Consider the following 11,833-nt stretch of genomic DNA (forward strand, 5'->3'; position numbering starts at 1 on the left):
CGGCGGAAAGCGTCCGCCCTGTAGCGCAAATCAACATTACTCAGCGGTATCTAAATAAAAGGGTGACGTGCAAATCACATCACCCCAACATTTGATTTAGAACCTATATTGTGTTCGGAAGCGTCTACGTTGTGATGCGATCGTTTTATGTTTCTTATACTTTTTACGTAGTATTGCATTTTTATGTGCTACAGTTCTTTATAAAATGAAACAAAACGATTAGAAGAACGTATACAATAGAAGAATAGAAAGAGGTGGAAACTATGATAATGCAACCAGCAAACCGCATATCTAAAAAAGGGTTGAAAGTATGGCGTTTGTACGGCATTATTCAAACAGCAATTTTGGCTTTACTAGCTATTGGCGGCGGCATAATCGCATACATATTCGAAGGGCCTTGGTGGATTTATCCGTTAGAGGTTGCGGCAGTTATCATTTTTGCATATTTCATCATTTTCCTGTTTCCGAAAGTTAGATGGATGCGGTGGAGATATGAAGTGAGGGAATCTGAGATCGAACTGCAACATGGCTTGTTCATCGTTAAACGTACGTTAATTCCAATGGTGCGTGTTCAACACGTTGATACATCGCAAGGACCGATTTTACGGAAGTACGGTCTTGCTGAAATTTCAATTTCTACTGCTGCAACAATCCATACCATTCCCGCTTTAATCATGCATGAGGCTGATGAAATGCGCAGCAGGATTTCAGTGCTTGCAAGGGTGGCGGAAGATGATGTCTGAACAACGTTACAAACTTCATTGGATTACGGCTGTCATTGAGACTTTAAAGGCTGTGAAAGAGGCAATTTTTCCATTAATCGTCTTAATTTTTGCGAATGGATGGAGAAAGGGCGGCACTGGATTATGGTATGTAGATTATTTATCTTACATCATCTTTGGTGTACTTATCATATTTTTATTAGTAAGCGGAATTATTAAATGGATACGATTTGAATATTGGTTTGAAGATGATGAGCTTAGAATTGAATCCGGACTGTTCGTCAAAAAGAAACGATACATTCCGTTTGATCGTATTCAAAGCCTTGATTACACGGAAGGAATTTTCCATCGACCTTTCCAGCTTGTGAAAGTGAAGGTGGAGACAGCAGGCAGTTCATCGCTGAAAAAAGCGGAAGGTGAATTGACTGCTATTACGAAAGAAGCGGCAAATCGCATTGAATATGAAATGCAAGCTGCTAAAAAGCGAAAAAAAGAAGCTGTTAACGGCGTAAATGAGCTGGAAACGAAGGAAATAATGGATGCAATGCCCGTAGAAGAAGTCATCGATGAAGTAATTCCATCCAAGAAAATATTTTCGATGACGAATAAGGATTTATTGCTATTGGCGACAACCTCAGGTGGTATCGGTGTTATTTTATCTGGGGTTGCGATCTTCCTTTCGCAATTCGGAGATATTTTGCCTTATGAATGGATGTTCGAGGAAATTTCCGCATTCATTAAATTCGGAATATTAATCGTCGGGATTGTAGTCTTTTTAGCTCTTCTATTCGTCTGGCTTCTTTCCGTAGGGATGACTTATTTATCGCATTATGGATTTACGGTTTCATTGGAAAAAGAGGATATTGTCATTACGAGAGGCTTGTTAGAAAAGAAACGAGTGACTGTTCCTTTAAAACGTGTGCAAAGTGTCAGCGTCAATGAAAACCCACTGCGCCAATTGTTCGGGTATGCAAATGTCGTGTTGCATAGTGCGGGTGGCGGTGTAGGGGATAGTTCGAAAATCAATCTATTTCCGCTCGTGAAGAAAAATCGGCTAAAGGAGCCTTTGCAAGAAATTTTCCCGGAGCTTAATTTGGAAGAGCCGAATTATAAGCTTACTTCAAGGGGGAGGCATTTCTATTATCGAATCGACTTCGTCTGGATGCTGCCGGTAATAGGTGCGCTTTCATATTTCTTTTTCCCATATGGGCTGTTTTCCTTGGCTATTATTCCAATTATTATCGGTATGGGATTATGGCAGCATCGGTCGGCTGCAATTGGCCTTGATGGTCAGCAATTGACGATGCGCTATCGAGGAATTGGATTGCATACCGCTTATATGATGAAGAAAAGAATTCAATCGATGGAAATGCGCCAAAGCTATTTCCATAAGCGGAAAGGCGTTGCGACGATTGTCACAAATGTAAAGTCGGGTATCGGCGTTCATCACGCAACTGTTCAGCATATGGAAGTTGAGGAAGCAGAACGGCTATATGATTGGTACGGTGGCAATAAAAAAGCGGTAGATCGCCAGGCTGACAAAAACGTCGGTGAACGATTGGAAGATTGATATGGAAAAGGCCTGTTAGCGTTTCGTCTAACAGGCCTTCACAATTTAGCGCCAGCTTATAATTCTTTTTGGGTGGAAATAACTTAAACCGATTAAAAATCCGACAATTAGCCCTACAATATGTCCAATCACATTAATATTTGGTTGTAGGAAAGTCATAATGACGCTAATTACGATAATCGGTAGGATGATTTGCCGCAATTGCGGAAACGCTTTTTTTGTGTAATAGACGAGCGCTCCGAATGCGCCGAATATGCCGAAGATCGCACCGCTTGCCCCGACATGGGTGAAATCGGCGTCCGCTAAAAAGAACGCTGCGATATTGGCAAAAATACCGGAAAGCATGTAAATAGTTAAAAAGCGTGCCTTCCCGGCAACTCTTTCTAATTCAGGACCGAAGACGAATAGCGAAAACATATTAAAAAGCAAATGCATAAGTCCCGCATGCAAAAACATCGGGGTAAAAAGACGCCACCATTCGCCTGAAGAAATTAGGCCATTTTGACCGACGCCAAGATAATACCAATATCGGCTAAATGTGAATGGCAATCCAGTTGCAATATAAATGAAGATGTTCAATGCAATCAGAACAGATACAACTGGATAGAGACGGATGTATTGCGAGAAATTTTCTGTACGAATAAACATTTTTTCACCGACCTTTGCATTCATTATACAATTTATATGGAGGAGATGGAATCATGATAACCGGAATCGGTCTCGATATCGTTGAATTACATAGGATTAGAACGTTAGATGAAAAGTCGGATAAATTCCGGAGACGCATTCTTTCAGAAAGAGAGATAGCTCTATATGAAAGTTTGCCTTCACATCGGAAAATCGAATTTCTTGCTGGTCGTTTTGCGGCGAAAGAAGCGTTTGCGAAAGCGAGAGGAACTGGAATCGGGGAAGGCTGCAGTTTCATTCAAATAGAAATTTTAAATGAAGCTTCCGGCAAGCCGTCGCTCTTTTTCGATGGGAGGGAAGTGACGGGATTCGTTTCCATTACCCATACGAAATCCGTTGCGGCTGCACAAGTTATTTTGATGGCAAGCTGAAGAAATAGTTTGTTCAAATTGAAGAAAAGTGCTGATTCGGAAGCAGCTGTTACTTCAAACAGAGGCACAACGTATAGTTCAGCTGCATCATCTATAGGGTTTTAATTAACGGTTTTTACCAATCCTTTTTCAAATACTCTTCCACAATGCTTGCCAACTTGCCGCACTTTATTTATTTGAAAATAAACAACGTAGCATAAATGACTGTCCAATCTCATAAGATGACCTACCTGATTGAAATGAGAAAGGATGAACTGTATGCGCAGCAAAATTATTGTCTTTATGCTATTGGCGGTCATGATTCTACTGACAGCTTGTGGAACACCTTCGAAAGAGGATGTCATGAAAAAACTTAGCGGTAAATGGAACGACACGAAAGGGTACGAATTGGAAGCAACTATGGAAATCAAAACCGGATCGGAGCCGCGCGTGTATAATGTGACGGTCTGGCATACGAAGCCTGATTATTACAAGGTAAATGTAACACAGGACGGCAGTCAGGATTCTCAAATGATCGTGCGGAATGAAGAAGGGGTATTTGTTATTACACCTTCGCTCGGTAAAACGTATAAGTTCCAAAGTGATTGGCCGACACAAAACAGCATGCCGTATTTGATCGGCACACTATCGGACGATATAAAAGCCGATAAAAATGCAACGATGACGGATAAGGATAAAACATACATCTTTGAAACGGCTTCCCGGAACAATCATAAGAAAGTATTGCCGACGCAACAAATCCATATCGATAAAAAAACCTTGCTTCCGAAGCATGTATCTGTATTAGATGAAAGCAAGGAAGAAAAAATCAGGGTTACGTTTAAGAAGATCACGCTTGGCATTGAACGTAATGCATCCGACTTTGCTGTCGAGATGGAGAATATCCAGCCTGATAAAAAACCGCAATCTACTGAAGATGATAAAGACCAAACAGGCTACGTAAAGTATTATCCGAACGTAAGCTGGGAAGGCACAATCTATGAAGAAGACAGTACAGTGACAGAACATGGCACGAGGTATTTCATGACGTTTGGCGGTGGAACGAAAGATTTTGTCGTCGTACAAGAGCCTGCTGTCAAACCTGAAGGCCAAGTGGCAGTGTCGATCGAAGGAGATCCTGTAGATTTGGGCTTTGCAGTAGCGGCTTTGACGGAAAACTCCATCCGCTGGGAGCAAAACGGCGTATCCTTCTTTGTTGCTTCCTCTAATTTGACTCCGGATGAATTAATTGAAGTAGCAGCTTCAATGACTCCGGGTGAAAGTAAATAAGCGATAGGGAGGAACAATTCAGTTCGTTGTGATTTATTAAAATTTATTGACTATATATGGTTAATGGTTAGATAATATAAGTAGAATGTAAATTATCGGGGGATCATCATGACAAACAGCACATATTATCGGCCGACGAAAGCCTTAATCGATAGCAGAGCGATTCAAGACAATGTGAAAAATCTCAAAAGCTATTTGCCGAAAAAGACTGAAGTCATAGCCGTCGTCAAAGCTGACGGCTATGGCCATGGAGAAGTGGAGGTGGCGAAAGCAGCAATAAAGGCCGGAGCTTCGATGGTCTCTGTCGCAACGCCGGATGAAGCTGTCCGTCTATATGAAGCTGGTATACGGAAGGATATTTTAGTAATGGGCCCTTCGCCTATAGAGTTTGCTCGTAAAGCGGCGGAGACGGGCATCATTGTAACCGTATCGGATGCAGAATGGCTACAGGATGCAATCGACATGTACGGAGCTTTTAAATATAAATTAAGGTTCCACATTAAGGTCGATAGCGGCATGGGTAGAATTGGCCTAAGAAATAAAGAAACGTTGAAATCGATCATTGATGTAGCAGAAAAAAATCCAGCGCTCATTGTGGATGGAATTTTCACCCACTTTGCATGTGCAGATGAAGATAATCCTTCTGCAACAATGGAACAGTTTTCATTCTTTATGGAAATGGTGCAGTCAATGGAAGTGAAGCCGCGACTTGTCCATGCTTCAAATAGTGCAGCGACATTCCTATATCCCGAACTTTCGTTGGATGCGGTTCGATTTGGCATCAGTCTTTACGGCATACCCCCTTCCGATTATGTAGCATCCCGTTTGCCATTTTCGCTTAAACGGGCGTTGCGCTTAGAGACAGAGTTAACCTTCGTAAAGCGGCTTGAGAGGGGCAGCCGCGTAAGTTATGGGGGAACTTATGAAACGAAGGGAGACGAATGGATCGGTACATTACCGATTGGCTATGCAGACGGTTTAAAACGCGGGCTGCGCGGTCAGGAAGTGCTCATTGACGGTGAAAGGATGCCAATTGTGGGCACGATTTGTATGGACCAGTGCATGGTCAAGCTGACGAAGGAATACTCAGTTGGTGAAAAAGTCACGCTCATCGGCAGGCAAGGCGATGAGGAAATTACAATGGAAGAATGGGCTCGGCGGACGAATACCATTCCGTACGAAATTGCCGTCTCCATTTCGAAACGAGTTCCTAGACTATATTCAGTATAAAATGGATAAAATAATGTAGATCGCAGCTTTCGACAAGTGGCCATCAGAATTGAAGATTCCTGTCAATAAAAATCCTTCTTTGTCTTCTCATTGTCGAACTTCAATGGTAAGATAGACAAGAATAGAATCGATCGAGGGAATGGGGTCTGTCGGAGGTGCTAGGAGTGCGAGAGAAGAACATCAAAGAAGTCATTGTAAGAATCCCCAAGAATATGTTAAATGAAATTGAACATGCGGTCGTCCATCGCGAGCCGGAGCGTGAAGAATTCGTTTACATTTCTACAAAGCGGTATGTGACTGATTACAAAGCCAATGTCATCCGAGAAGAAATGATGAAAGGCTATGTCGAAATGTCGCAAATCAATTTGAAAATTGCAAAGGAATGCTTGCATGCTGAATTAGAGGCACAGCATACGATGGAACGTCTCGTAAGCGGAGGATGAAAAGTTGGCAATAAAACGTGGAGACGTCTTTTTTGCAGATCTGTCACCCGTCGTGGGTTCCGAACAGGGAGGGACGAGACCGGTTTTAGTCATTCAAAATGACATAGGAAACCGGTTTAGTCCGACAGTGATCGTAGCGGCGATCACAGCACAAATCCAAAAAGCAAAATTGCCGACACATGTTGAAATCGACGCGGAACGTTACGGATTCGAGCGAGATTCGGTCATCTTGCTCGAACAAGTCCGCACGATTGACAAGTCGAGGCTGACAGACAAAATCACCCATTTGGACGAAACGTTGATGGAACAGGTTGATGAAGGACTCGAAATCAGTTTCGGGTTAGTTAAATTTTAGAATACATATACAAATAACACTTCGGAGAATAGATTCCGGAGTGTTATTTTATTTTGATATTATTTATGCGGTAAAATAGATGTTTTCATTATTCTTTTGCTACAATGGTAGAAGGGTTAAGTGTAGATAAGATTCATACAATGCGAGGAGGAACTTGAACGTCATGAATAAACTGATGGTAGAAAACATCAAACAAAATATGGACGAAATCATCGATCGTTGGATTAAAGCGATGAGAGAGGAAAAAGGAGAACGCTTTTTCCACTTCATGCCTGAGCATCTTGTTGAGAAGACGAGCAGGGAATTTGCTGAATTAATGACAAATAATATTAGTGAGCAAGGAAGCATCAATGAAGATCAAATTAACGATTTTACTGAAAAAGTTGTCCGTTTCGGTTGGGCAATTAAAATAGTAAACAAAGCGATTGACAATTTTTCGGACGTTGTTTTCGATTTATTGGAGGAACGAGGCGTTATCAAAGACGATAACTTGCGGGCATTTATGCGCCTATTCGATAATTGGATCAATCCTTTGCGAGAAAGCATCATTGACGCCTATTCGACGGAATGGGAACGTACAGTAAGTCTCCAAAAGATCGCGTTGCAGGAGCTTTCTGCATCGCTAATACCAGTTTTCGACAAAATATCTGTCATGCCATTAGTCGGAACGATTGATACAGAGCGCGCGAAGCTGATTATGGAAAACTTGTTGGAAGGTGTCGTCAGCCAGAGAGCGGAAGTCGTACTTTTAGACATTACAGGCGTCCCAGTTGTCGATACGATGGTCGCACACCATATTATTCAAGCGGCAGATGCGGTGCGACTTGTCGGTGCCCAATGTATGCTCGTCGGCATTCGACCTGAAATTGCACAAACCATTGTGGCGCTTGGCATTAACCTACATGAATTTAAAACGAAAAGCACATTGCAAAGAGGGATGCAAGCAGCTCTCAGCATGACGAATCGAAAAATTGTGGAGGTGGAAGGGAATTGAAAACGAGAATTCCAATTTTGAAATTGAATGATGTGCTCATCGTATCGATCCAATGGGAACTTGACGATCAGACGGCTATCCAATTTCAAGAAGATCTATTAAATAAAATGCATGAAACTTCCGCTCTTGGTGTTGTCATAGATTTAACCCCGATTGATTTTATAGATTCATTCATCGCGAAAGTGTTAGGGGACGTCATCGACATGACAGGCCTTATGGGAGCCAAAGTTGTCATCACGGGTATTCAGCCTGCCGTGGCGATTACATTGATAGAGTTAGGAATCCGGTTAGACAATGTAATGACTGCGTTAGACTTGGAAAACGGGCTGGATAAACTTCATAAAGAATTGGAGGCCTGACAATGAACTTTAGGTCTTCTGTAGAGATATACACGGAATGGGATATAGTTGCTGCAAGACAGTTAGGCCGTAATGAAGCAAAAAAAGTTGGATTCGGTACTGTGGACCAAGCTCGTATTACTACTGCAATTAGTGAATTGGCGAGAAATATATATTTGTATGCAGGTAAAGGAAAAATAGAAATAGAGAGAGTGTCTGAAGGGAAGATGTCGGGCATCAAAATCATCGCATCGGATGAAGGACCAGGCATTCAAGATATAAGGAAGGTCATGGAAGACGGCTTTTCGACTTCTGGCGGTTTGGGTGCAGGGATGCCTGGCGTAAAAAGGCTGATGGATGAATTCAAAGTAATCTCAGAGGCGGGGATAGGCACTACGATCACGACCGTTAAATGGCTCCATTAAGGGAGGGGGTAAAAAATGCCTCAAGTAGTCGGCAGACAATATAAGGAGATTTTAAAACAATATTTGAGTAGTCAAAGCGAAGAGGATTTATATGTTGGACAGCAGTTCAGCAGGAGATTCATTGAAAAGGACATCGCTCCGGAAGATGTGATCAGCATCCATAAAAATGCTTTGCATGACATAGTGCCCGATTTGAGGAAAGAAGTTTGGGATTCCTTTGATTTTCTTATAGAAATGATGATCCATTACGGACTCACATTGCGAGAGCATCAAAGTTTGATTCGCAAGCAGGAAGCGATTCAAATGGAAATGGATGTAGCGACAGGCGTGCAAGATACGCTTTTGAAAACAAAGACGCCCAATTTAAAAGGGCTAGATGTTGGCTGGATATCTAAACCTGCAAAGCAGATGAATGGGGATTACATTTATTTTCTCAATCATGAGCATGAAGCGGGCGTTGCGGTGGCGGATGTCATGGGGAAAGGGATTCCTGCCGCATTATGCATGTCAATGATCAAGTTTGGGATGGACGGTTTGCAAGATGAAAATACGAGCCCGCAAAACGTTTTGAATATCATTAATCGAATTGTGGAAAAAAGCGTTGATAATTCAATGTTTATCTCGATGTTTTATGGCAAGTTTGATGCGAGAGACTCTATGTTTTCCTATGCATCTGCTGGACATGAGCCTGCACTCTATTTCAATGCAAAAGAACAGACATTTTCCGAGCTAAGTGCAAAAGGATTGCTATTGGGCATTAAACCGAATGTTGTTTATGAAGAGCGGAAACAAAAAATGGAAGTTAACGATTTTATCGTAATGATGACGGACGGCGTAACTGAAACGAGAACGGAAGACGGATTTATTGATATGAAAACGATTGAAAAGCTGCTGTTAGAAGTAAGCGAAAAACCTGCAGGAGCGATTGCCGAACATTTATACAATGAGCTTTCAAAACTTCAAAACTATCGACTCAGTGATGATTTTACGGTCGTTATTTTTAAAAAGGAAAAATAAATGTTTTAAAAACCGGATGAATGGGTACGTATTTAGTTAGTACATTGTATAAAAGAATTTAGAGATTCGGGGTGCAGAAATGAACTTACAAGTAAAATTGTTAGAACAAAATAGTGTTCAATGTTTTAAGATCGTTGGCGAAATTGATGCGTTTACAGCACCGGTGCTTAGAGAACGTCTGTCAGCTGTAGAAAATATAGACAATTTGCAAGCGGTGCTGGATTTATCCGATGTTGAATATATGGATAGTACAGGACTTGGTGTATTCGTAGGTTTTTACAAGGCTGTAAAAGAAAATGGAGGCCATGTAAAAATCACAGGCTTGAATCGAAGACTTAGCCGTTTATTTGAAATCACCGGGTTGAGTGAAATAATCGACATCGAGAAGAAGGATAGTGAGGACAATGATGCAACATTATGATTATATAGAAATCAAAATTCCGGCAAAAGCGCAATATGTTGGCGTTGCAAGATTAATGATCTCGGGAATCGCCAGCCGTCTAGGGTTTACATATGACGATATCGAAGATTTGAAAATTGCGTCCAGTGAAGCGATTACGAACGCAGTTCAGCATGCGTATAAAGATGGAGAAGATGGAGAGATTGTTGTAGGATGCGCTCTCTATGAAGACCGATTGGAAATTATGATTGCAGACCATGGTAAGAGTTTTGATTTCGAAGAAACGAAAAAACATATCGGACCTTATGATGATAGCTCTGACACTCAATTTCTACGTGAAGGCGGACTTGGTCTGTACTTGATGGAAACGCTAATGGATGATGTGAAATTTCATCATGAGGAGGGCGTGACGGTCTTCATGACGAAATATCTCGGCGGAGAGCGAGGCGAAGAAAATGTCAAACGAACAGCCAACTCATAAGCCGGATACAAAAGAGAAAGTGTTGGAATGGATTAAGCGGTTTCAAGAGGAGAATGACGATGAAGCCCAGACAAATTTGGTGCTTCACTATGAACGTTTAGTCCATTCGATTGCAAGGAAATACTCAAACGGAAAGCCGTACCATGAAGATATCGTCCAAGTCGGTATGTTAGGATTACTGGGCGCGATCAGAAGGTATGATCCTGAATTGGGGCGTAGCTTTGAAGCGTTTGCTGTGCCGACCATAGTTGGCGAGATCAAACGCTTCCTCCGCGACAAAACTTGGGCTGTGCATGTGCCTCGGCGCATTAAAGAGTTAGGGCCGAAAATCAAGGCCGCTGTTGAACAATTGACATCTGAATTGCAAAGGTCTCCATTAGTAAGTGAGATCGCAGAGTATTTGGAGACAGATGAGGAATTAATTTTGGAAGCAATGGAAATGGGCCGCAGCTATCAAGCTCTTTCCATGGACCATACGTTAGAAGCGGATTCTGAAGGTGGAACGGTGACACTATTCGATATTATTGGAGCTCCCGATGAGGAGTTTGAGAAAACCGACCATAGATTGGTCGTGGCAAATGCCTTGAATGTCTTGTCCGAGCGGGAAAAGCAAATTATCCAATATACATATATCGAACAGTTAAGCCAAAAAGAAGCGGGTGAACGATTGGGTATATCACAAATGCATGTTTCAAGGCTTCAACGGAAGGCGATCAAAAAACTTCAAGAAGCCATTTTAGCTGCTGGCGGTGCCCCATAATGGTTTCATTCAAAAATGAATATGTGGAAGCATATGTTTACAATACAGCTAAACACGGAAATGCTGAATCTGGCGATGCATATTTTCTTCATGCAGAAGAAGATTACTTCATCTGTGCCATCGCGGATGGATTAGGAAATGGCATTGTTGCCCGCCAATCAGCAGAAATTGTTCCGCGTATTCTTGAGCAATATCATCATGAGTCGATTGATGAGCTATTGAACCGCTGCAATGAACATATGGTGCAAAAACGTGGAGCCGCCGTCGCTATTGTCAAGGTGGATTTTATAGAAAAAACGATCGCATATAGCTGTGTAGGCAATGTTCGAATGTATATCCTTCAACGCTGTGAAAAAATGCTCTACCCGCTGCCGGTCATGGGATATTTGTCCGGAAGGCCGCAAAAGCTAAAAACTCAGAAGTTCGATTATGAGGTTGGGGATTTGTTTTTCCTCCACTCGGATGGTATTGTGCTTAAAAGCCCGAAAAATAGCATGAAACAAAGTGTAAGTGCTTGTGAATTATATAATCAAGTGAAGGAATCTGCTGATTTCGGAGACGATGCTACATTCATCGCCGGTAGCCTCCTTCAGTAAAATCCGCTTCTTATTAGGAGCGGATTTTTATTTGGAGTCAATTGCTATCATCATTTGACTTAATTAAAAGGGTTCTATAATATTTGTTGGGGTATTCACACAAATATTATAGAACCCCAAAAAAGCACGTAATCACCATTTCTTTTATACTTGAATTGTCGAGAAACAAGTAAAC

16 protein-coding genes are annotated in these 11,833 nt (G+C 41.8%); 15 read left to right on the forward strand and 1 reads right to left on the reverse strand.

The window, feature by feature from the left end; translation table 11 throughout:
- Positions 1–263 precede the first annotated feature (263 nt).
- Positions 264–743, forward strand: a complete 480-nt coding sequence (locus ACFQ38_RS12230) for a PH domain-containing protein (protein WP_336824408.1) — start codon at positions 264–266, stop codon at positions 741–743.
- Positions 736–2,292, forward strand: coding sequence for a PH domain-containing protein (locus ACFQ38_RS12235; protein WP_336824407.1), 1,557 nt, complete (start codon positions 736–738; stop codon positions 2,290–2,292). The genes ACFQ38_RS12230 and ACFQ38_RS12235 overlap by 8 nt, the downstream gene beginning before the upstream one ends.
- A 45-nt stretch (positions 2,293–2,337) precedes the next feature.
- Here ACFQ38_RS12235 and ACFQ38_RS12240 read toward each other — a convergent pair whose 3' ends face one another.
- The gene (locus ACFQ38_RS12240) at positions 2,338–2,940 is read right to left on the reverse strand and encodes a rhomboid family intramembrane serine protease (protein ID WP_336824406.1); all 603 of its coding nucleotides are present in this window, start codon (positions 2,938–2,940) and stop codon (positions 2,338–2,340) included.
- 53 nt (positions 2,941–2,993) lie between these two features.
- Between ACFQ38_RS12240 and acpS the strand changes: the two genes are divergently transcribed.
- The 13 genes from acpS (at position 2,994) to ACFQ38_RS12305 (ending at position 11,658) form a co-directional block, all read left to right on the forward strand.
- Complete coding sequence (gene acpS, locus ACFQ38_RS12245) at positions 2,994–3,350, forward strand: holo-ACP synthase (protein ID WP_336824405.1); 357 nt, start codon at positions 2,994–2,996, stop codon at positions 3,348–3,350.
- Between the two features lie 258 nt (positions 3,351–3,608).
- A complete protein-coding gene (locus ACFQ38_RS12250) occupies positions 3,609–4,619 on the forward strand; it encodes a LolA family protein (protein ID WP_381481183.1) in 1,011 nt (336 codons plus the stop codon).
- 108 nt (positions 4,620–4,727) lie between these two features.
- A complete protein-coding gene (gene alr / locus ACFQ38_RS12255; RefSeq protein WP_381481185.1) occupies positions 4,728–5,849 on the forward strand; it encodes an alanine racemase in 1,122 nt (373 codons plus the stop codon).
- A 164-nt stretch (positions 5,850–6,013) separates the two neighbouring features.
- On the forward strand, positions 6,014–6,292 hold the full coding sequence (locus tag ACFQ38_RS12260; RefSeq protein ID WP_336824402.1) for a transcriptional regulator: 279 nt from the start codon (positions 6,014–6,016) through the stop codon (positions 6,290–6,292).
- Between the two features lie 4 nt (positions 6,293–6,296).
- Positions 6,297–6,647 carry a type II toxin-antitoxin system PemK/MazF family toxin gene (locus tag ACFQ38_RS12265; RefSeq protein ID WP_336824401.1) on the forward strand — a complete coding sequence of 117 codons (351 nt, stop codon included), beginning with the start codon at positions 6,297–6,299 and terminating at the stop codon, positions 6,645–6,647.
- Between the two features lie 163 nt (positions 6,648–6,810).
- Entirely contained in the window at positions 6,811–7,641 is an 831-nt protein-coding gene (locus ACFQ38_RS12270) for an STAS domain-containing protein (protein WP_336824400.1), read from the forward strand.
- Entirely contained in the window at positions 7,638–8,000 is a 363-nt protein-coding gene (locus ACFQ38_RS12275; RefSeq protein ID WP_336824399.1) for an STAS domain-containing protein, read from the forward strand. The genes ACFQ38_RS12270 and ACFQ38_RS12275 overlap by 4 nt, the downstream gene beginning before the upstream one ends.
- Positions 8,001–8,002: 2 nt before the next feature.
- Positions 8,003–8,404, forward strand: coding sequence for an anti-sigma regulatory factor (locus ACFQ38_RS12280; protein WP_336824398.1), 402 nt, complete (start codon positions 8,003–8,005; stop codon positions 8,402–8,404).
- Between the two features lie 15 nt (positions 8,405–8,419).
- Positions 8,420–9,421 carry a PP2C family protein-serine/threonine phosphatase gene (locus ACFQ38_RS12285; RefSeq protein ID WP_381481189.1) on the forward strand — a complete coding sequence of 334 codons (1,002 nt, stop codon included), beginning with the start codon at positions 8,420–8,422 and terminating at the stop codon, positions 9,419–9,421.
- Between the two features lie 79 nt (positions 9,422–9,500).
- Positions 9,501–9,842, forward strand: a complete 342-nt coding sequence (locus ACFQ38_RS12290; protein WP_336824396.1) for an anti-sigma factor antagonist — start codon at positions 9,501–9,503, stop codon at positions 9,840–9,842.
- On the forward strand, positions 9,829–10,302 hold the full coding sequence (rsbW, locus tag ACFQ38_RS12295; RefSeq protein WP_336824438.1) for an anti-sigma B factor RsbW: 474 nt from the start codon (positions 9,829–9,831) through the stop codon (positions 10,300–10,302). Before ACFQ38_RS12290 ends, rsbW begins: the two co-directional genes overlap by 14 nt.
- Entirely contained in the window at positions 10,277–11,062 is a 786-nt protein-coding gene (sigB, locus tag ACFQ38_RS12300) for an RNA polymerase sigma factor SigB (protein ID WP_336824395.1), read from the forward strand. The genes rsbW and sigB overlap by 26 nt, the downstream gene beginning before the upstream one ends.
- Positions 11,062–11,658, forward strand: a complete 597-nt coding sequence (locus ACFQ38_RS12305; protein WP_336824394.1) for a PP2C family serine/threonine-protein phosphatase — start codon at positions 11,062–11,064, stop codon at positions 11,656–11,658. The genes sigB and ACFQ38_RS12305 overlap by 1 nt, the downstream gene beginning before the upstream one ends.
- Positions 11,659–11,833: the final 175 nt, after the last annotated feature.

The sequence above is a fragment of the Sporosarcina contaminans genome (genome assembly GCF_042679045.1).
In the GTDB taxonomy this organism is placed as follows: Bacteria; Bacillota; Bacilli; order Bacillales_A; family Planococcaceae; genus Sporosarcina; species Sporosarcina contaminans.